This window comes from Acinetobacter sp. WCHAc010034 (assembly GCF_001696615.3).
Taxonomy (GTDB): Bacteria; Pseudomonadota; Gammaproteobacteria; order Pseudomonadales; family Moraxellaceae; genus Acinetobacter.
Map to the genome: position 1 here is coordinate 878,918 of NZ_CP032279.1, position 20,422 is coordinate 899,339.

General features: G+C 41.9%; 20 protein-coding genes and 2 pseudogenes. 7 read left to right on the forward strand and 15 right to left on the reverse strand.

The window, feature by feature from the left end:
- The first annotated feature begins 18 nt into the window (after window positions 1–18).
- Complete coding sequence (locus BEN74_RS05860; protein WP_068911411.1) at window positions 19–216, forward strand: hypothetical protein; 198 nt, start codon at window positions 19–21, stop codon at window positions 214–216.
- Window positions 217–328: 112 nt separating this feature from the next.
- On the opposite strand, the gene nudC is transcribed toward BEN74_RS05860, so the two are convergent.
- The gene (gene nudC / locus BEN74_RS05865) at window positions 329–1,102 is read right to left on the reverse strand and encodes an NAD(+) diphosphatase (RefSeq protein WP_068911413.1); all 774 of its coding nucleotides are present in this window, start codon (window positions 1,100–1,102) and stop codon (window positions 329–331) included.
- Window positions 1,103–1,486: 384 nt separating this feature from the next.
- Here nudC and BEN74_RS05870 point away from each other — a divergent pair, with 384 nt between their 5' ends.
- Window positions 1,487–3,010 carry a cryptochrome/photolyase family protein gene (locus BEN74_RS05870; RefSeq protein WP_068911439.1) on the forward strand — a complete coding sequence of 508 codons (1,524 nt, stop codon included), beginning with the start codon at window positions 1,487–1,489 and terminating at the stop codon, window positions 3,008–3,010.
- 3 nt (window positions 3,011–3,013) lie between these two features.
- Window positions 3,014–3,148, forward strand: coding sequence for a DUF2256 domain-containing protein (locus tag BEN74_RS05875; RefSeq protein WP_086374398.1), 135 nt, complete (start codon window positions 3,014–3,016; stop codon window positions 3,146–3,148).
- A 14-nt stretch (window positions 3,149–3,162) separates the two neighbouring features.
- On the opposite strand, the gene BEN74_RS05880 is transcribed toward BEN74_RS05875, so the two are convergent.
- From BEN74_RS05880 to BEN74_RS05890, 3 genes are all read right to left on the reverse strand, one after another.
- Window positions 3,163–3,417, reverse strand: a complete 255-nt coding sequence (locus BEN74_RS05880) for a TIGR03643 family protein (RefSeq protein ID WP_068911416.1) — start codon at window positions 3,415–3,417, stop codon at window positions 3,163–3,165.
- 181 nt (window positions 3,418–3,598) lie between these two features.
- Complete coding sequence (gene uraH, locus BEN74_RS05885; RefSeq protein ID WP_068911419.1) at window positions 3,599–4,000, reverse strand: hydroxyisourate hydrolase; 402 nt, start codon at window positions 3,998–4,000, stop codon at window positions 3,599–3,601.
- Window positions 4,001–4,010: 10 nt separating this feature from the next.
- Window positions 4,011–4,499: a GlcG/HbpS family heme-binding protein gene (locus tag BEN74_RS05890; RefSeq protein ID WP_068911421.1), complete on the reverse strand. Its 489-nt coding sequence runs from the start codon at window positions 4,497–4,499 to the stop codon at window positions 4,011–4,013.
- Between the two features lie 106 nt (window positions 4,500–4,605).
- Between BEN74_RS05890 and BEN74_RS05895 the strand changes: the two genes are divergently transcribed.
- Entirely contained in the window at window positions 4,606–5,277 is a 672-nt protein-coding gene (locus BEN74_RS05895) for a heavy metal response regulator transcription factor (RefSeq protein ID WP_068911442.1), read from the forward strand.
- Window positions 5,277–6,656: a heavy metal sensor histidine kinase gene (locus BEN74_RS05900; RefSeq protein WP_068911423.1), complete on the forward strand. Its 1,380-nt coding sequence runs from the start codon at window positions 5,277–5,279 to the stop codon at window positions 6,654–6,656. The genes BEN74_RS05895 and BEN74_RS05900 overlap by 1 nt, the downstream gene beginning before the upstream one ends.
- A 13-nt stretch (window positions 6,657–6,669) precedes the next feature.
- On the opposite strand, the gene BEN74_RS05905 is transcribed toward BEN74_RS05900, so the two are convergent.
- The 9 genes and pseudogenes from BEN74_RS05905 to BEN74_RS05945 form a co-directional block, all read right to left on the reverse strand.
- A complete protein-coding gene (locus BEN74_RS05905) occupies window positions 6,670–7,383 on the reverse strand; it encodes an ABC transporter ATP-binding protein (RefSeq protein ID WP_068911426.1) in 714 nt (237 codons plus the stop codon).
- Window positions 7,376–8,599: an ABC transporter permease gene (locus BEN74_RS05910; RefSeq protein ID WP_068911428.1), complete on the reverse strand. Its 1,224-nt coding sequence runs from the start codon at window positions 8,597–8,599 to the stop codon at window positions 7,376–7,378. Before BEN74_RS05910 ends, BEN74_RS05905 begins: the two co-directional genes overlap by 8 nt.
- Window positions 8,596–9,822: an efflux RND transporter periplasmic adaptor subunit gene (locus BEN74_RS05915; protein WP_068911430.1), complete on the reverse strand. Its 1,227-nt coding sequence runs from the start codon at window positions 9,820–9,822 to the stop codon at window positions 8,596–8,598. Before BEN74_RS05915 ends, BEN74_RS05910 begins: the two co-directional genes overlap by 4 nt.
- Before the next feature lie 482 nt (window positions 9,823–10,304).
- A protein-coding gene (locus BEN74_RS05920) for an IS3-like element ISAba14 family transposase (RefSeq protein ID WP_223155595.1) occupies window positions 10,305–11,437 on the reverse strand; the annotation gives its coding sequence in 2 pieces (ribosomal slippage) (window positions 10,305–11,185 and window positions 11,185–11,437; 1,134 coding nt in all).
- Window positions 11,438–11,544: 107 nt separating this feature from the next.
- Window positions 11,545–13,905: a TonB-dependent receptor gene (locus BEN74_RS05925; protein WP_068910523.1), complete on the reverse strand. Its 2,361-nt coding sequence runs from the start codon at window positions 13,903–13,905 to the stop codon at window positions 11,545–11,547.
- A 78-nt stretch (window positions 13,906–13,983) separates the two neighbouring features.
- A pseudogene (locus tag BEN74_RS05930) lies at window positions 13,984–14,892 on the reverse strand (IS481 family transposase).
- A 194-nt stretch (window positions 14,893–15,086) separates the two neighbouring features.
- Window positions 15,087–15,476, reverse strand: a complete 390-nt coding sequence (locus BEN74_RS05935) for a lysozyme inhibitor LprI family protein (protein ID WP_228200401.1) — start codon at window positions 15,474–15,476, stop codon at window positions 15,087–15,089.
- A 240-nt stretch (window positions 15,477–15,716) separates the two neighbouring features.
- The gene (locus BEN74_RS05940) at window positions 15,717–16,859 is read right to left on the reverse strand and encodes a winged helix-turn-helix domain-containing protein (RefSeq protein ID WP_068910525.1); all 1,143 of its coding nucleotides are present in this window, start codon (window positions 16,857–16,859) and stop codon (window positions 15,717–15,719) included.
- A gap of 89 nt (window positions 16,860–16,948) precedes the next feature.
- Complete coding sequence (locus BEN74_RS05945; protein WP_068910526.1) at window positions 16,949–17,560, reverse strand: LexA family protein; 612 nt, start codon at window positions 17,558–17,560, stop codon at window positions 16,949–16,951.
- Between the two features lie 148 nt (window positions 17,561–17,708).
- On the opposite strand from BEN74_RS05945, the gene BEN74_RS05950 reads away from it, so the two are divergent.
- Window positions 17,709–17,960 carry a hypothetical protein gene (locus BEN74_RS05950; RefSeq protein WP_068910557.1) on the forward strand — a complete coding sequence of 84 codons (252 nt, stop codon included), beginning with the start codon at window positions 17,709–17,711 and terminating at the stop codon, window positions 17,958–17,960.
- A gap of 68 nt (window positions 17,961–18,028) precedes the next feature.
- A pseudogene (locus tag BEN74_RS19675) lies at window positions 18,029–18,338 on the forward strand (tyrosine-type recombinase/integrase); the annotation flags it as partial.
- Window positions 18,339–18,377: 39 nt separating this feature from the next.
- Here the strand turns inward: BEN74_RS19675 and BEN74_RS05955 are convergent.
- Together BEN74_RS05955 and BEN74_RS05960 are read right to left on the reverse strand one after the other, a co-directional pair.
- A complete protein-coding gene (locus tag BEN74_RS05955) occupies window positions 18,378–19,736 on the reverse strand; it encodes an ATP-binding protein (protein ID WP_068910527.1) in 1,359 nt (452 codons plus the stop codon).
- A complete protein-coding gene (locus BEN74_RS05960; RefSeq protein WP_068910528.1) occupies window positions 19,736–20,398 on the reverse strand; it encodes a response regulator in 663 nt (220 codons plus the stop codon). Before BEN74_RS05960 ends, BEN74_RS05955 begins: the two co-directional genes overlap by 1 nt.
- Window positions 20,399–20,422 lie beyond the last annotated feature (24 nt).

Here is a 20,422-nt window from a genome sequence, read left to right on the forward strand (position 1 = left end):
CTTATTAAAGGTAAACTAATGTTTAAACAAAATCTAAATGTAAAAGATCAATTCGGTATTAAATATTCTATTCAGGCGACGGTTGAGCCCCATTTTAATGCTAGCCAGCCTTGTTCCCATGTTCAATATATTACCGTGGATGGTGAAGATATTCGGCCCAGCTTTGAAATGTTTTTTCAAAGTACTACTAGCGGAAAAATTTTCAAGATTATTTAAGTGTTCAAACCCTACTTGGAATTAGGCCTCTTCATAAGATTATATCAAATAAAGAGACTGCAAATTATCTATCCATTATTTTCCACTAAGAAATTATTCAGATATATCTATTTCAAAGCCATTCTTTGCTGTCATCTGCAACAGGTGTTCCATGCATCACATGCTGAATCATGGCGTAGGCGATACTGCCCTTGAACGGAATCTCTGGTAATTGATCAAACTTGAAAAATTGCGCATCGCTGAGTTCATTTTCCTGAATCTGAATTTCCCCTGCGTGATATTCTGCCTTGAAGGCCATCATCAGATTGCTGGGAAACGGCCACGGCTGACTGGCCAGATATTGAATATTTTTGATCTGCAGCCCTACTTCTTCCAGCGTTTCACGGCGGACTGCCTCTTCCAGGGTTTCCCCGACTTCAATAAAGCCTGCAATCAGGCTGTACATCTGGGTTTTGTTGCGAGCATTTTTTGCCAGCAGGATTTCATCTTTACCCCGGGTAATGATGGTAATCACACAGGGATTCACCCGCGGATACTGATTATAGCCACAGGATGGACAGACCATGGCATACTGGCTGGCGTGCTGTTGCGTAGCATGACCACATTTACTGCAAAAGCGGTGATTACGGCGCCACTCCAGTAACTGTACCGCACGGCTGGCCTGTTCAAACTGCGGCCTGCTCCAAACTTGTACCAGTTGTCTGATCGGTACCAGCTGATAGCCTTCCAGCACTGGCTCGTTTTCTTTCAGGTCACGGGCAATGACCTCGCCATTTTCCCTCAGGTTCAGGTCGTGCTGCAGTCTGGCTACCTGCGGTAACTGAAAATACTCATCCACCAGTAATTGCTGCTCTCTAAAAATATACGCTTTTGAATGCATGCTCATGACAATTCTCTGATTAAAAAAAATCCCATACAAAGGCGGGTATGGGACAAAACTAAGGAAGCTTACATAGAGCAACTTCTAGCCAGATACTAGGCGCAAGTTGCCTGGATTACAACCATAATAATTTGTATCTTTTTGATTAAAATCACATAATTTTCACACCACCTATGTATTAAGGAATCATGCTAAGTGATTTTCATCAACTGGCTTTGGCGTTATACAGATGAATAGTATTTTACTGCAGTACTCAAGATTCCTCTGCTATGTCAGAAGATCATCTGGCCAAGTTATATTGACTCAACATGCGGGTTGATCTTTATTTTCACAAAAAATTGAACTGTCTGGATTTACACTGCGCTATCTTTCATCGGGTCTGGAATGGCTATGCGTTTCGGTTTAATTCTGGGTGACCAGCTTCATCATCGGCTTGCTACGCTCAAAGCGCTGGACCGTACCCGGGATGTGATCCTGATGGCCGAAGTTGTTGAGGAAGCTACTTATGTCGCCCATCATCCGCAGAAAATTGCCCTGATTTTTAGCGCCATGCGTCATTTTGCCAAAGAACTCAAAGCAGAAGACTGGCGTGTACGTTACCATGCTTTTCAATCTGATAGTCCGATTCGTAGCTTGCTGGATTTCGTAGAGTCACAGCAACAACTCTTACCAGTCACAGAACTGGTCATTACGCACTGCGGGGAATATCGTTTACAGCAGCAGATTGAACAGCATTGGAGCAAGCAACTACAACTACCAGTACAGTGCCTGAATGATGAACGTTTTTTCTGCAGTCCGGAGCAGTTCCGGCACTGGGCCAGCCGCTACCAGACACTGCGTATGGAATATTTTTACCGGGAAATGCGCAAGCAGACCGGCTACTTGATGCAGAGACAGCAGCCGCTTGGACAACAGTGGAACTATGACAGCGCCAATCGCAAGGCCTGGGCTGGCAATCCCCCTTTGCCTGCACCACTTCACTTTGAACACGATCAGATTGATCTGGATGTACTTGAATTGGTTGAACGTGAATTTTCTCGTAACTCTGGCAGCCTTGACAATTTCCGCTGGGCCACCACGCGCAGCAATGCCCTACTTGCACTGGAGCATTTCATTATCCACAGTTTGCCACATTTTGGCAATTATCAGGATGCCATGGTTCAAGACTCAGACATGCTGTTTCACAGCCTGCTCTCACCTTATCTGAACTGTGGCCTGCTGCTGCCCAGAGAAGTCTGTGATGCAGCAGAAGCTGCCTACCATGCCAGTCATGCACCACTGAATGCAGTGGAAGGTTTTATCCGACAGATTCTCGGCTGGCGCGAATATGTCCGCGGAATTTACTGGCTGTACATGCCAGAATATGCCAACCGCAATGCGCTACAGTATTCAGCACCGTTGCCACAATTTTACTGGACAGGCCATACCCGGATGAACTGTATGGCTGAGTGTTTCCGTAATACCTTTCAGCATGCCTATGCACATCATATCCAGCGTTTGATGGTGACTGGAAATTTTGCCTTATTAACTGGTGTAGACCCGCAGCAGATCAGCGAGTGGTATCTAGCAGTCTATGCCGACGCCTATGAATGGGTAGAACTACCGAACACGCTGGGCATGGTGATGCATGCCGATGACGGCTTGATGGCTAGCAAACCCTATGCCGCCTCGGGCAATTACATCCATAAGATGTCCGATTACTGTAAGCACTGTAGCTACAATGTCAAAACTCGTACCGAGCTGGATAGCTGTCCGTTCAATAGCCTGTACTGGTATTTCATGATCCGGAATGAAGCGAAATTTCGTACTCATCCACGTATGGGCATGATCTATCGACAGCTAGATAAACTTAAAGATCGGCAGCAGATTATCAGCCATGCCCAGCAACTTCTTAGCCAAATCAATGAGTTATAAACGATGAAAAAACAGCATCTCCCTGAAAAAATCTGTATCCACTGTTTACGCCCTTTTACTTGGCGCAAGAAATGGAACCGCTGCTGGGAGGAAGTACAATATTGTTCTGAACGATGTAAACGTGAGTCCAGACGGTAAGCAAAATCAAAAACTTAGAAACGCTTGTATTGGCGTGAACAATAGGCCCGTATCACATCAGGTAAACGCAGCTGCAGATGCTTGGTTTTTCGGCCTGTCACACGTGCACGCCACATTTTAAAGCTACTGGGTTTCATATTTTGCCGCATCAAGCGGATCACCGCCGCTTCATTCAAACCATACTCACGTTGAATAGCTTCAAAAGGAGTTCGATCCTCCCAGGCCATTTCGATAATTCTAGATAAATCTTCTTCGGAAAATTGATTCATGCCATTCTCATTTTTAATTACTATGAAGCTTCAATAAGCTCTATCAACTCATTTACATAACTTGAGTCAACTTTAATTCAACTAAAAGCATAATAATACGATCATGAATTTTTTGTGATTTTTCTCTAGTTTACGGACTCAGCACAAATAAAAGGGCTAGTTAAACTAGCCCTTTTAAATCTTAGTTACCTCTATAAGTCGAATATCCATAAGGACTTAGAAGTAGAGGAATATGATAATGGCTGACACTTCCATCTACCTTAAAAATTACAGGAACTTCAGGAAAGAAAGTATCTTGCTTATTTTTTTTAAACCAGTCCTCGGTTTTAAAGGTAACTTTATAAATACCAGCTTCAAGCTTCTGATTTTCAGGAAACAATCCAGTAATACGGCCATTAGGGCCAGTATATTGCTGATTTAATTTCACCCATTTATTCCCAGTACTTTTTTCGAGTACCACCTCGACTTGAGCGGAAGGCAGACCATTTTCTAGATTCAACACATGCACACTTAATGGGTTATTTTGTGCAAACGCCATTGATGCCAATAACAAAGTGGAAAGGGGTAAAAATTTCTTAAACATGATGGAATCCTTAATGGTTAAAACTAGACTGAATGGCTGCTTCAGCGCAGTACTGGTCATTTTTGGCACCACCTGCGCCTGCAACGCCAATTGCACCGACCACCTGATTTTCATAACGCACCGGCAAGCCGCCACCTAACAACAGTAAATCTGATACGGTGGTTAAATTTTTTGCATCACTGTTTTCATGGGCATTTTGACTTAACAACAAGGTTGCTGTTTTGGTGGATAAAGCGGTATAGGCTTTCTTTTCAGCCGCGCCCAAATTATGCGGGCCCACAGTTTCATGCCTACTCGCCATCAAGGTATTTCCTCCCCGATCAACCACCACCACAGCAATGTTGTGCTGTATTTTTTGACAAGCCGCCACCGCAGCATCTACTAGGCTTTGAGCAGCTTTAGAATCGAGTGAATAAACTTGATTCAATTGAACGGTTTGTGCAAAAGTACTGCTACTCATCAGCATTACTGTTAAAACAAGCCCTGTAAGTTTGTTCATCATGATTGCCCTGAATTAAGTTTTAAAAAATCTTATACAACCTGAATGCTTTGAAGCATGACAATCACATTACAAAGTTGTCATCTTCAAAATGAGTCTGAGCAAAATGTGTATTCTGATTATCGAAGATGAAGTGAAGATCGCCTCATATCTGGTGAAGGGCTTAAATGAATCTGGCTACGCGGCTGAATGTGTTCATTCAGGACTTGAAGGCTTGGAGAAACTCAAGATGCAACCTTATACTTTGGTCATACTCGATGTGATGCTGCCCGATATTGATGGCTGGGCAGTGTTAAAAATATTGCGTCAATTTTCCCAAATACCCGTGATTTTTCTCACCGCCAAAGACCAGATTATTGACAGAGTCAAAGGTCTGGAACTGGGGGCCGACGACTATCTGGCCAAGCCTTTTTCTTATATTGAGTTACTCGCACGCATTAAAAGTCTGCTGAGACGGCAACAGTATGTGCAGGAAAATGAGTTATGGATCGGCAACTTAAAAATGGACTTAATCCATCATAAAGTGTGGCGGAATGAGCAGTTAATTGAACTCAGTAAAAAGGAATTTAGTTTATTGCGCTTTATGCTACAACACCCAAATGAAATTATTACGCGCAGGCAAATTGCGTCCGAAGTTTGGCATATCAATTTTGATACCGATACGAATTTTATTGATGTGGCGGTACGCCGCTTACGCAGTAAAATTGATGAGGGACATGAGATAAAACTCATTCATACCGTTCGTGGCCTGGGCTATAAAATTTCGGTTGAAGCCTAATGTTCAAGCGCCTTCGCTCTTTAGAACTCCGATTAACGCTATTGGTCACATGGTGTGCTGCCATGGTGTTGTGTGCTGTGGCATTTATGACCTATCTGGGTATCAATCAAATTTTAATTGCCCAGCAAGATTGGGCTTTGGTTGAACGTATTGAGCGGCTAGAAATTTTGCTGCAAGACAGTCGCAATATCGAACAGATTATTGCTCGCCCGAAGCTGTATCAAAATATGTTGGGAAATCAGGATAATTTGTTTTTATTGATTCAGGATGACCAGATTCTGATTAATATCAATCCACTTGGCATTCCGCTGCCCGAATTTACCCATCAGCCCCAGATTCAATTCCGTGATTTATCGGCTCATGCTTACCCGACCCGTATTGCGTGGAAAACCATTCAAATCAATCAGCAACCCTATTTGTTAATTGCAGGCAAACAGTGGTCTGAACGTTTAGCCATTATCTCACCTTTTCAAAAGCGTCTTTTCCTCTATGTGTTTACAGGTATCTTGGCCATTTTCATACTCTGTGCGATTGCTAGCCGTCTGGGATTGAAGGCTTTAAGAACTCTGCGCGAACAAACCCATGCCATTAATATTCAGCAACTTGAGCAGCGACTCAATCTGATGCATCCGCCTCAAGAGATTGAACAGCTTGCATCCGATATCAACGCCATGCTTGACCGTATTGAAATGGGATATAGCCAACTGAATCGTTTCTCTGAAGACATTGCGCATGAATTTAGAACCCCACTGAATAATTTAATCGGGCAAACCGAAATTTTACTCATGAGTGAACGCAGTCCCGCACAGTATCAGGAACTCTTGATTTCCAACTTGGAGGATTATCACCGTTTAAAAAGAATGATTGACAGTATGTTATTTCTCGCCCGCGCAGATGCGCATAAAGTTCGCTTAAACAAACAGAAAATTCAGCTCCAATCCTTTATAGAACATATGTGCAGTATTTTTGAATATCAAGCCGAAGAGCAAGACTGCCATTTTGTGTTCAGGCTGGACGCGACTGAACTCTGGGCAGATCCAGAACTGTTACAACAAGCCCTGTATAATCTGATATCAAATGCACCGATCCACGGCGGTAATCACCGAAGCATTTATGTGGTAAGCCAACGAAAGATGATCAATCACATGCATATGATTGGATTATCTGTGATCACCAGTGGCTTAGAGATTGCCCCTGAGCATTTGCCGCATATCTTTGAGCGCTTTTATCAGTGCAATTCCAGCAGACAAAACCCTCATCAAACGGGTGGTTTAGGGCTGTCGATTGTGGCATCCATTCTGACACTTCATCAGGGGACGTATCAGGCAGTCAATAGTGCAGAAGGCGTATGCTTTGAACTGCTATTCCCAGACGTGTGATCTACATTTGTCCCTATTTCATCTCGTTTTTGGAATCACTCTGAATTTTCCCATCCACCAGATTAATGGTTCGGTCACAGGTTGCCGATAATCTGGGATCATGCGTGACCAGCAATACAGCACAGTCATGTTCACGATGTACTTTGCGAAATAATTCAAACATTTCCGCAGCAGTTTGAGTGTCCAGATTGCCTGTCGGTTCATCAGCCAACAATAGTGCAGGCTTGGTTATCAGCGCTCGAGCTATCGCCACACGCTGCTGCTGTCCGCCAGAAAGCTCATTTGGTTTACGATCCGCAAATTTTTCCAATCCTACTGCGGCTAATAATTCATGCGCATATTGCAGTGCAGATTGATCAGGCTTACCCTGCTTCAGCATTAACGGCATGAGGACATTATTTAAAGCAGTAAATGCCTGTATAAGATGATGGAACTGAAACACAAAACCGATGCTGCTCCCCCGCAGCGCAGTCCGTCTAACATCATCCATACCGCTTGTGGCCTGACCGAGCAAGTACAACTCGCCACTGCTTGGCTGATCTAATAAGCCCAGAATATTCAATAAAGTACTTTTACCTGAACCTGAAGGACCTATGAGCGCGGCAAAATCATTGCGCTCAATACACAGATCAATCCCGTGTAGCACCTCCACTTCATTGGCTTGCCCAACGTTATAAGATTTTCGCAATGCCTCTAAACGCAGCACTTCCTTAGACTGATCAGACATGACGAATCGCCTCCACAGGGTCTAATGCCGCAGCTCGTCGTGATGGGACTGCCGCAGCCAACACACCTGTCAATGTCGCCAACAATACTGCCAAAAGGATGAGCTGGATTGATATTGAAATATGAAACAAACGTGGACCAAACTGATTAAATACCCAGACTAAACCACAACTGACCACACTCCCTAAAATCGAACCGAGCAGCCCAAAAATTGCCCCTTGAAACAAGAACACTCTTAAAATCTGCGATTGGGTCGCCCCCGTCGCACGTAAAATCCCAATTTCCCGCGTGCGTTGCACCACGCTTACCGACATCACACTGGCAATGCCAAAAGCGACTGAAATCCCCACAAAAACAATAATCATATTGGTCGAAAGGCTCTGAGCGGTGATCGCATTCATGAGTTGGGCATTGGTTTCAATCCAGCTTTCAGCTTTTAATCCCGTCAGGCGTCCGACTTGTACGGCAATTTGATCTGCCTGAAAAATATCTTGGATCGTCAGATCAATTACGGTCACGCCACCTGGTAAATTGAGTAAAGATTGCGCCTGTTTCAAATCCAGATAGACATAGCGTGCATCCAATTCACGCACGCCCAGTTCAAATATGCCCGAGATATTCACCACCGCATTTTTCTGCTGCCCAGTATCTAGCCTTAATTTGCTCCCGACTTCTACCCCCAAATCTTTGGCCAATTGACGCCCAATCAAGACATTATCCGCACTGACACGTAATTGACCACTCACCATATATTGCTTGAGTGGAATAATTTGTTGATAACGCTCCAAATTAATACCAACCAAGGCGACAGATTCAATTGCATCACCACGCTGTACAAATGCAGGACCAGAAACCACAGGAGAAACAGCCGTCAATACTGGTAACTGATCTAAAGTTTCCGTAATCTGCTGCCAATTATTAATCGAGCGTAAGCGCTGCGCCCGTTTATCTTCTTGTAACAACTGAAGTGTTCGGGCTGTTGGCGGCACAATCTGATTCACCTCATCTGGTGAGAGCAAGCGAATATGTGCCTGCGTACCTAAAGTCCTTTCTACAATATTCGACTGTAAACCTTGAATTAAGGCACTGATGAATACAATTACCGCCACCCCTACGGCGACGCCAATGGTAATCATCATCGACTGGGTACGACCCTCGCGCAAAAAACTGATTGCGATGGTCCACTCTGTCCAAAGTCGCCCAAAAAAGTTTTTCAATCGAATTTCACCGGTAATTCATTTTTGCTATCTGTCTGATCCGCTTGATGCTGCAATCCACGTTGTTTTTGCTCTAGGCGGACACGGGTGCCATCTTTAAGTGCTGATTCTGCATCGGCAAGGACTTGATCACCTTCTTTTAATCCAGCAACAACTTCCGACATGACCAAACCACGCAATCCCAGTGTGATGGAATGACGTTGAATTTTTCCATCTCTTACCAAAATAACCATGGCTTTTTTTCCACTGATACTGCTTAAAGCATCATTTGGAATAACCAAGGTCCGCTCACGCTTATTGGTTTCAACATTGACCGATACCGTCATGTCTTGACGCAAAAAATCAGGGACTGGATCCACTGTTAATCGGACGTCGACTGTGCCACGCTGAGCATCAATACTTGGGGCAATAAAATTAATATGGGCTGGAAAAGCTTGATCTGGATAGGCATCCGCTATCACTGCCGCTTTTTGTTGTAAAGCCAGCAGCGGTAAATTGCGTTCATCAAAGGGGACTCGAATTTCGGTTGCACCATCCAGCGCAATGGTGAAAAGGGTCTGGCTAGGTTGCACCAGATCTCCGGGCTCCACATTCCGAGTTAAAACGGTACCTGAGACTTCTGCACGAATTTTGGTTTTGGCAAGTTGCGCTTGTAATGCGGCTAGTCGTTCACGCAGCATTGTCTCTTCAGCTTGCCCCGGAGCCAGTGCAGCAACTTTTAAGCGAGCCAATTCCAAATTATTACGAGCGAGTCTTTCTGCCTCTATCGATTTCTCTCTTTCCTCAGCTGATAATATGCCTAATTCGGTATTCCTTCTCCGCGCTGCTTCCCGCTCAGCTTGTTGTAACTGCACTTTAGCATTCGCCAAATCAACTTCCGCTTGTGGACGTCTACTGGCCGCAAGTTCGGTCAATTCTGCTTCTGCTTGTCGTACCTGCGCTGCAATTTCATCCGATTTGAGTAGCAAAAGCAGATCCCCACGGGAAACCCGATCGCCTTCTTGAATCAACCGCTCAAGGACCACCCCTGTAATTTCACTACCAATCTGAGCCCGAGATACCGTTTCGACCCGTCCTGAGGCAACCACCGTCTGAACCAGTGGACTAGATACAACCTCATAACCAGATAACAATGGCCCCTGCCACCAGCGAAATAGAAAAAAACCAGCTAAAAAAAAGAGTAATACAATTATTATCAAATACTTATAGCGATTAACAAGCAATTGCATTCTCCAAGTCATTAAAAAAGCGAACATTTATATAAAATCATCTATCTTAATTTATAACGTATACACAAATATTTATATTACTTAGTACTAGGGCGTGTCCTCATTTGGCTTTACATCAAATAAACATGCAAGCAATGTAAATCATAGACTGATAATTTCGTGCAAGCTTATCAAATCTGGTTGCAACCGCTCTATACTGACCAATTGAAAATTTGATAAATTTTAGGTACAGGCTTCTTCATCTAAAAATTATATTGCTGATTAAGTCATTAATGATAGATTTATGCAAAAAAGCCATTTCTAAATACTTAGAAACAAATCTAACAAGTAGCCTTTTAGCGAACTGGATTAGTGTACTTTTTCTAAATCAGCTATAAAAGATAGAACACTTTACGGTGTTCTATCTTATTGGAATAGAGGTGGTCCCACTTGTTTGAACAACTAAAAGCGTATTTATAAGTGATATTCCGCTCTAGTTAAGCCACCTTGTTTTGTTGGGGTAGCTGATCATAGTAAAACTCATTTGGTGTCATTTTGTCTAGACTCGAATGAGGTCGTTTCAAATTATAAAACTCAAAATATGCACTTAATTGCTTTTTCGCATCTGTGACACTGCTATAAGCTTTGAGATACACCTCTTCATATTTAACGCTCCGCCATAATCGTTCAACCATCACATTATCTACCCATCGACCTTTACCATCCATACTGATTTGAATGCCATTTGATTTCAATACATCAATAAATGCATCACTGGTAAACTGGCTGCCTTGGTCTGTATTAAATATTTCAGGTCGACCATATTTTTCAATCGCTTCATTTAAAGCCGAAATACAAAAATCCACCTCCATACTAATCGATACTCTATGCGCAAGTACCTTGCGGCTATGCCAATCAATCACAGCACATAAATAAACAAAGCCTTTTGCCATAGGGATATACGTTATATCCGTAGACCACACTTGATTACTGCGCTGAATAGCCAATCCTTTGAGCAGATATGGATATTTACGGTGAGCTTGATTAGCCTGGCTTAAATTTGGTTTGCAATATAACGCCTGAATACCCATTTTCTTCATTAAAGTACGTGTATGACGTCGTCCTATATGATGTCCTTGACGATTCAACAAATCACGCATCATACGACTGCCTGCAAAAGGATATTGCATATGTAATTCATCAATACATCGCATCAGCTTCAGATCTGATGCACTCACAGGTTTTGGGCGATAGTAATAACAACCACGGGAGACTTTCAGCAGCTTAGCTTGCTTAGATACTGAAATCTGAAGTGAGTCGTCGATTAACTTTTGTGGTTGAAGCGGCCCAGTTTCTTCAACACACCTTCTAAAAAATCAATTTCTAATGCCTGCTCACCGATTTTTGCATGTAGTTTTTTTAGATCGATGGGTGGTTCTGTTGGAGCTTTTGATTGATCGAAAGCTTGCGAGGAAGCTGAGATCAATTGATTTTTCCAGTCAATAATTTGGTTTTGATGAACATCAAACTCAGCACTCAATTCAGCAAGTGTTTTTTCTGCTTTAATCGCAGCAAGTGCTACCTTAGCTTTAAAATCATTTGAATGATTTCTTCTTGGTCTACGTGCCATAAAATACTCCATATATTGATGTTTATAACATCATTTGAGGAGCAGAATATCACTTATAGGAGTTGTTCAAATTTACGGATCCATCTCTGAATGTTTAGGATGAGATATTAAATATGCATCGTTATGCCTAATTGAAAAGCTCTGCCTGGTAATGGCGCAATATATTTCAATGGGGAGTTTTGCGGCCGTGCATCTTCATCGAGCAAATTAGAGCCATTGATAAACAGATCAAAACTGGCGTTTTTCAACGTCACTTTTTTACGAATATCTAAATCAAGCAGATTGTATGCAGGCAATGGGACTTCCTCACCCACATTTTTACCTAGGTAACGAGGCTTGTCGTAATAAATACTAGACAGGCGCGCTGACCAATTCTCGAATGTCCACTCAATATTTGCGCCATAGCGGTTGGTTGGCATATTGGGCAAATAGATTCCATCATTGGCTAAACGTAAACGATCGGGATTTGTCGCTTTATTCTTGACCAAATCTGCAAAGCCACCTACTTTTAAATCCCCTAAGTTGTCGAGGGAAAACGTATGGTTCATATCCAACTCAAAGCCATTCACTTGTGTATCGGTTTGCTTCCAATACTTCAATGGTAAACGGTTCCGCATAGAGGCACCTGAGTGGGACAAATACAAATAGTCCTCAAAATCCATTTGGTACAATGAAACCGCAATATTGGTCGAATCCCAATTCAGAGTAGTTGTAAACTCTAAACCCTGCATGACTTCTTTATTTAGTTTTTGATTTCCTTCTTCTTGGGTCATCACTGAGTAGTGAGGGTTACTGGCATAGAGTTCATTGATTTCGGGTGCCCGTTCAGACTCACTGTACTGAAGTCTGAAACCCAAATAATCTGTAACTCTAAACTCTGATCCGATATAGAAACTATTCAGATCAAAGGACTTATCTTCAAGCGTGCTATTTGAAGCATTACGTGCCAACTTAAAGCTCTGGTCCTGAATCTCATGTTTGACTTTCTCGACACGATAACCGGCATCAAAAGAAAGTTTATTGAAATCTAGTTTTTCCAGTATGAATATTGCATGAGAAGCTGTATTTACATTTGGCAAATAACGTTCTGCACCTGAGCCTTTAACCTGTCTGGCATTTATAGAAGCTCCTATTTCTCCGCTGAGGCTTTTATAAGGCTTGTGTTCAAATACCAGCTCTGCAGTATCAGTATCAAATTTATATTCATTGGCATTTCTCGCACCAATGTACTCCCCAGATGTGTTTGACAGTCTAGATGCTTTCAGCTGCACACTCTTCAGCAAACTTAATGGCTCTCTAAGCAGCGAGTCTACGGCAAAACGATTCTGTTCGATTTTTACACCCACTGGCAAGCCATCGCTATAAGAGCTCTGAAAAGATTTGTTTTCCATAGAAAAACCCGGAACACCATATTCACTGCTTTTATAGTCAGCACTCACGCCGATATAGCCATTGTTTAAGAAATAGGTTGTCCCTATCGCCATGTTTTCATTTCTGGCATAGCTGTTACCTAGTTTCTTTTTATAATTCGGCGTTACATCATTGTTAATTTTATTCTGTACATACTTAGCCGTGTCCGGCACATAATCAGGGTTCGGGTCATTAATAAACTCTTTCAATGAACCATTTACATACCGTTTTGAGATTGCCTCATCTGTGTATTTAGCAGACTCTAAACCATCATAATAATCATAGAAATTTTCTGGGTTCTTCGTGATATCTTCTAAAACGTGCTTATTTAAATACTGATTATGCGCTTTATTAAACACATTTGAGATTCTAGAGTCCTTTTGACATGCATCTGCCAAAGCAGAATTTACGCCGCCAGTACTCGGAAAAACAGCTGTATCGCATACTGCGGCTTTGCTTGATCCAGGTATTTTATATGAAGAAATACTTTGGGTTGAGAACTGAATATTTGTGCTTAAGTTTTTTTGATTGTTTACATTTAAACGAATACCGTGGGCATTAAAATCATTAAACCCTTTTTTATAAGCGATATCTAAACTTCGACTTTTATCCTCCAACTTTTTTGAAATCAGTCCAGTATCAATATCCACACTGCCCCCAATGGAATTCCCCCCATATCTAACTGAATTTGTACCTTTATGAACAGTGACACTTTTTGTAAAGAGTGGATCAAATGGAATATTAATATCACCACTTATTGCATTCATTCCATTAATCGTTTGCCCATTCTCAAGGATGCTCACTCTATTGCCTGATAAGCTGCGTATCACAGGTGCGCCAGCATTTGGACCAAAGGATGTGCTTTGTACCCCTGAGACATGCTTAAGCGCATCCCCCAGTGTATTTGATGTTTCAATTCTCTCTTTTTCCACAATCACTGAAGTCTTTTCAGTTTGTTCCGCATGAAAAATAAGAGTATCTAAAACCAGAACATTTTGTTCTGCTTGCGCTTGTTGAATAGCCAACAAAATTAAAGTCATTAGAGTTGTGTACTTCATGATTCACCCAAAAAAGAAACGTTATAACATAACACCAAATAGGTTTTAAAAATAATTTAATACTCTTAGTATTTCTGTCTAGGTGTTTAGTCCCGGCATTTGATGGATCGGATCAAATTTAAAAGGTTCAGGTTCATCTGCCCACTGTTTGCACATGAATTCGTAGGGAGTCAGACCCTTAAGTGTTTTGAGTCTGCGGCCGAAGTTGTATGTGGCAATAAAATCAGCAAGGTGAATACATAGCTAAGTGTGATCGTCGTAATGGAACCGTTTGACAGCAACTTCCTTAATCGTTCGATTCATCCGCTCGACCTGTCCATTGGTCCATGGATGCTTAACCCTGGTAAGACGATGTTCAATGCTGCATTCAGTACAAACCCGATCAAAGATGTGCTCAGAGGCATAGCGATCACAGGTGCGGTTCGTGAACTGGATACCGTTATCCGTCAGCACCGTATGTATGCTGTAGGGCACAGCCTTAACCAAATTGCGCAGGAACTGCGCGGCTGCCATCTTACCGGCTCTGGTATGCAATTCAATGAACGCGAACTTGGCAGTGCGATCAATGGCAACGAAGAGATAAAGCTTCCCCTATGCTGTTTGCATCTCAGCGATGTCAATATGGAAGTAACCGATGGGGCAGTTCTTGAAGCACTTCTTGACAGTACGATAACCCTGCACCTCAGGAAGCCGTGAAATACCATGCCGCTGCAAGCAGCGGTGTAACGAGGAGCGCGTCAGATGAGGAATGCTCGGCTGAAAGGCATAAAGACAATCGTCTAGCGGCAACAAAGTGCTTTTTCGAAAAGCAACGATTGCCGCCTCTTCTTCAGGCGATAACACGCTTGAGTGAGGATTCTTTGGCCGGGTTGTCAGATCATCTACTGAAGTGCGTTTCTTCCACTTTGCGACAGTCTTTTAATTGATGCAGTAATGCTTGGCTAGCGCTCTTAAGCTCTCTTGACTATTTTGTATTGCTCGACGCACTGCCTGTGTCGTTGTGGCGCTGCTGTGTAGAACTTATCCCATAGTGCTTCCTTCCATTTATGTGAGAATATTGCACCATTAAAATCTGGGACTAAACACCTAGAGAAAATTGCTACGGGAGAAAAAACACTTCGAGGTAATTAACCGCCACAATATAATCTACTATGTTGAAGGTATATTAAATTGGCGGATTATTACTTGAATCCTTCCAGCTCTTGTGCCCGAGATGCTGTCGCCGACATGAAGCAGTCATGACTGCTGAGTGCTGCTAATGTTCCCCCATCAGGGTCAGCATAGAAATTGCAATTTACATCGCGATACTTAATCCATACACGCTGAACCTCCTGCAGCTGCTTCTTGCGTGCGGGGGTAAGCGAGGCCATGACATCTTTATAAGCCTTATTGAGACGTACATCCTGACGTTTTGTCTCTACTCCAATGCAGTCAAGCATCTCTGCCGTTACACCATTTGACCTATCGATACAGATCGAAAACTGCTGAGTTAGCCCAACATCATTAGCAGACGCTGTCTGGGAAATACAGCCCATCATTAGACCCAACACGAATAATTTATTTGAAATCACAACACACCTGCTTTTTCTTAAAAGGCCATTCATAATGGCAAGACCAATACAGCATCAATGGCAGACCATGCAAAACTTAGCCGTTATTGCAATTGCTGAAAATAAAAGGCCCCTATCTTAGGCTGCTAAAACTTATCACTTTTAGTTGCTGGGCTGAATAAATTTACAGAATCAGCTTAATCCCATGCCCAAGCTGTATCTAAAAAATACGGATGGAAAACTCCTAACCTCTAAAAAGATTTATGCAGCCAAGCCCTCAAAATACAAGCACTGATTAAATTCGGCAAATCTTTGCAGCTCTATGTTTAATTCTAAGAGAAACAAATTTTTGTCCTGTATTTTGCTATCGTCCAGATGTAAATTTAAGACAGCCAATCTTTTCTCAGCGCGATAAGCTTTACAATCTATCCGCCCAACGAGCCCGCCCCGATACAATATAGGTAAACAAAAATAACCATATACTCTTTTAGATGCTGGAACATAGCATTCCATTCGATAGTCAAATTCAAATAAAGTATTCAAACGATCGCGATGAATAACAAGATTGTCAAATGGTGAAAGTATCTTCAAATTAGTCTGATACTTTAATTCCCGCTCCAGATTCGCCATATCAATATAAACCGCCTGGCCATCCGGCATTTTTAGCGCTTCTATCATCCCTGCGGACAGCCGCTCATTCAATATGTTACGCATAGCTTCACGTAAATCTTTTCCTCCCTTTAAATGCAATAGCTGTTTCCATGTAAATACCCCATGCGCCCTGAGCGTAGCGTCAAACAAATAGAGAGCATATTCCTGAAGTGTTGGTGTGCTTAAATCGATATTTTCAGGCAAGCAGCGTTCCGTCAGATCATAGACCTTTTCCATGCCATGACGTTCACACACCATCAAATCTCCCTGCATGAATAACTGTTCAAACGCCCGGCGGTTTGGTCCAGAATTCCACCAGTTTCTCTGATTTTCATTATTCACTTTATCAAGATCACGGAGCCGAATTTTTCCTTCAGCATTAATACGAGCCAAAATTTCATGCATTAAGTGCTTATCACCTCTGTTAAAATAGCGGTTTTCACCATTTCGTACAGATGCCATAAATGGAATTGTATAACGGTAATCCCGCATTGGAAGGTAAGAGGCAGCGTGATGCCAATGCTCAAAAATTTGTTTTTCCCGAATCAGTGTATTCAGATAAATTAAATCATAATCAGGCACACGGCTCCACAGAATATGATGATGGGCCCGCTCAACTACAGATATCGTATCAATTTGCACATAGCCAAGATGCTCAATAACCTGCAATGTTCCAGATATACCTTTTCCATATAGTCCCGGTGCTCCCAAACCCTGTCGAAATAAAGTTAAATTTTTCAATAATTTAATCATAATAGTTTATATTTTTATGGCATTGTTAATTAATATCTAAGGAAAATTACGGTTACGCTTCAAACTCTAAATCCTCTTTGCATACTCCTCTAGCGCATTCTTTTAAGGTTATAGGTCACCACTCCCCATATTTCAAACTCCTGCCCTTCTTCAATATAGATATTTTTAAACTCAGGATTCTCAGCCTTCAGCCATATTTTTGCAGGATGAAACTTTTGTTCAAGAATTAGCCGTTTTACCGTAAAGTCATTGTCGATACGAGCAATTACAATATCTCCTGATTTCGCGGTCAGGCTCCGGTCAACAATCAAAGGATCATCAATATCAATGCCGGCATTCAGCATGGAAAGTGAGTTTGCTTTAACAATAAACGTACTATTTTGATTCCGAATCAGGAACTCATTGAGATCCAAAGACTCCTCCACATCAGTTTGCACCGGGGCTGGGCATCCTGCAGCAACTCGTTCCGCAGCGAGCGGAATTTGATATACCTTATCATTCGCCGGTTTCACTGTATGAGCTCTTAGGACTGGACTTAAATCATCTAAAGCCGAGGTGTTGAAATTTTTCAGCAGCCATTGCTTGATAAACTCAGCCTGTGATTCAGGCACCCGAATAACTTTAGTCGGTTCATTAAACTGAGCTTTTCGCCCGGAATTTGCTCTGGCGCCGCCATGCTCAAGTTTAGTTTTCTTATTCATTGTGCACTCTTCTTAGATTTAAAATTTCTTTAAAAATAATATATCTTGAAAAAGTTACACATTCAAGTTGACGGATAGCAATTTTTGCATAACAATGATTTTAATCAGATCAAATTATCTACAAAACAACCTGATGGAAAATTCAAATATGAAAAATCAACGTGATGCAATTTTAGGTTATGCACAAGAACTACATACCTACTATATTCAGTTTATTGAGAATAATACCGTCTTGGACAATCGTTATGGTCTTGCCTGCCAAGACATCAGTGATGATCAGGCAGAAAATATAATGACGACTTTGATTCTTAAAAAGTCTTTCTGGATTAATGGCTCCAACCTTCAGGATATTGTTAAAGGCTTAAAGCCTTTAACAGCAGGATTCAGTCATATCAGTTAAACAGGTATTCTTTTATTTTTAAAGACACAATAAATTTGCTTGGACCTGTGCCAGATTCAGATTGACTCGCTACTTTGAAGGCTTATCGCTCTCATGAAATATTTGGCGCAACTTGGCCAGAAATTAATTTTAAAGCAAAAATTTGGATTGTTCCCAGAGAACGTATGCGTATGAAAAATAAAAAGAGCATCGTTTCCCATTGTCAAATGAAGCCATTGATTCATTAGAATCCATTCAAAGTAAGCTCAATTCCAAGGTTTTATTTTTCCTGCACATCGAAATGGCAATATGCTGTCTGATATATCTTTAACGACTTTAATCAACTACATGCATAGGCAGAAACTGGAAACAAATGATTTTGCCCCTATTGACCCAAAAACAAGACTTGGGATATAACAGCACAACATAAAAAAATCATTAAATTTCCCCTTTTGAAAATTCAACTCTTACAATTAATCCTCCGGCCACATTGTTTCGGTACACTTTAATATTGGCTTGATGTGAATCAACGATTTGTTTAACAATTGATAAACCCAAACCACTACCAACTACAGTACTGGCTTGATTTATCCGATAAAAACGATGAAATATCAATGGTATTTGTGCTTCATCCAAACCAATACCATTATCCTCAACTTGTAAAAAACTGCTATTTCCAACAACCCCACAACTGACTTTGATTATCGATGCATGATTTGGGCTACGGTAGATAATGGCATTTTCCAGTATATTTCTCAGCATAATTTCCAGCTGATCTGGTTGGGCCCAAACCGGTGCTGAAGCCAGTTGCAACTGCAAATCTATACCCGCTTGACGGAACTGAAAATCCATCATCGCAACTATACTGTTAATAATATTAGCTAGATCAAAATTGCTTTTGGTCTGTGCCGCATTTGGTTCGAGTCTTGCTAAGGTGAGTAACTGAGTAATCATCCTTGAGGCTTTATCAACACCTGTAATAATATCCTCTGCAGCCTCTCTTGACTCCTCCGCAGAACGCGCGCTTTGCAATACTTGGGCATGCAGACGTATAGCAGCCAAAGGAGTCCGTAACTCATGTGCAGCATTAGAGGTAAAGCGTTTTTCACGCTGCATGCTTTCCGTTATTTCACGAAGTAACGTATTTAACGAGCTTACCAGCGGCTCAATCTCTTTAGGCACCACCGGATTGATCGGGTTTAAGTGCTCAATTGATTGTTTTTCCAGATTTTGACTGATGCTATATACTGCAGACAAGTGATTGCGAATGGTGCGAATAATCAGCCACGACAATAATGGTAAAAATACTGCTGAAACCAATATCAAAAATAACAACATGTCTTTTTGGATATCTTGCCGAATCGTCCAAACCTGTGCGATTTGCACCTGTATGGTATGCGTACTGTCCCAGACCGAATAACTGCGGTAGGTTTTATTGTGCATCTTGATCCAGCCAAAACTGGCTTGCTGAACAAAAGGCTGAGTTTCAACCCCCACCGAACGATAAATCAATTGGCCATCACGATGCCAAATTTGAAATATAATCTGATCATAATGCTCACCTTGGATTTTTTCGATGACCGTATGTTCAGGCACTCTCCCATCGAGGGTACTTAAGGTCGTAGACAACAAAGCATGGGCAGTTTCAGCCAAAGATTTATCAAAGATATTATTAGCTGTTCTTTGCATTCCCCAATAGATACTGCCCAAGCTGCCGAGCCAAACACTGGTAGTAATCACCAGTAAAATCATAGATAAGCGCTGAGTCAGTGAATAACTTCGAATCGGATCAGCCATTAATGCTGCTCATCCATGACATATCCAAAGCCTTGTACTGTGCGTACGATATTTTTACCCAGCTTACGGCGCAAATTATGGATATATACTTGCACCACATTACTGCTAATATCAGCATCATAAGTATAAAATGAGTTTTCTATATTTTCACGTGAGATCACACGGCCACGGTTTAAGGTAAGCAACTCCAACAAGTGAAATTCTTTATGGGTCAACTCAACTTCAACCTGATCTAACAGCACTCGTTTACTGGCCTTGTTAATACTAATATTGCCAATTAAAATCAAATCACTGACTTCACCTGAAATACGGCGAAGTACTGCATGGATCCGCGCCACGACCTCATGCAGATCATAAGGTTTAACCACAAAATCATCTGCACCCGCTTCTAAGCCAGCGATACGGTCTTCGATTTGGTCTTGGGCGGTAAGGATAATGATTCCAGCTTTATTTCTTTTTCGGCGCAGCGATTTTAAAATTTCAATCCCGTTACGGTCAGGCAAGCCTAAGTCAAGTAAGATAAAGTGGTAATGATAACTTCCTAAAAAATGATATGCATGCTCTGCCGTACCAGCTATATCCACCACAAAACCGGCTTGATCTAAACCGCGTGCAGTAGCTTTAGCCAATAAGGCATCATCTTCAACCAATAAAACCCTCATACCTGACCTCTTCTCTCTCTAGCT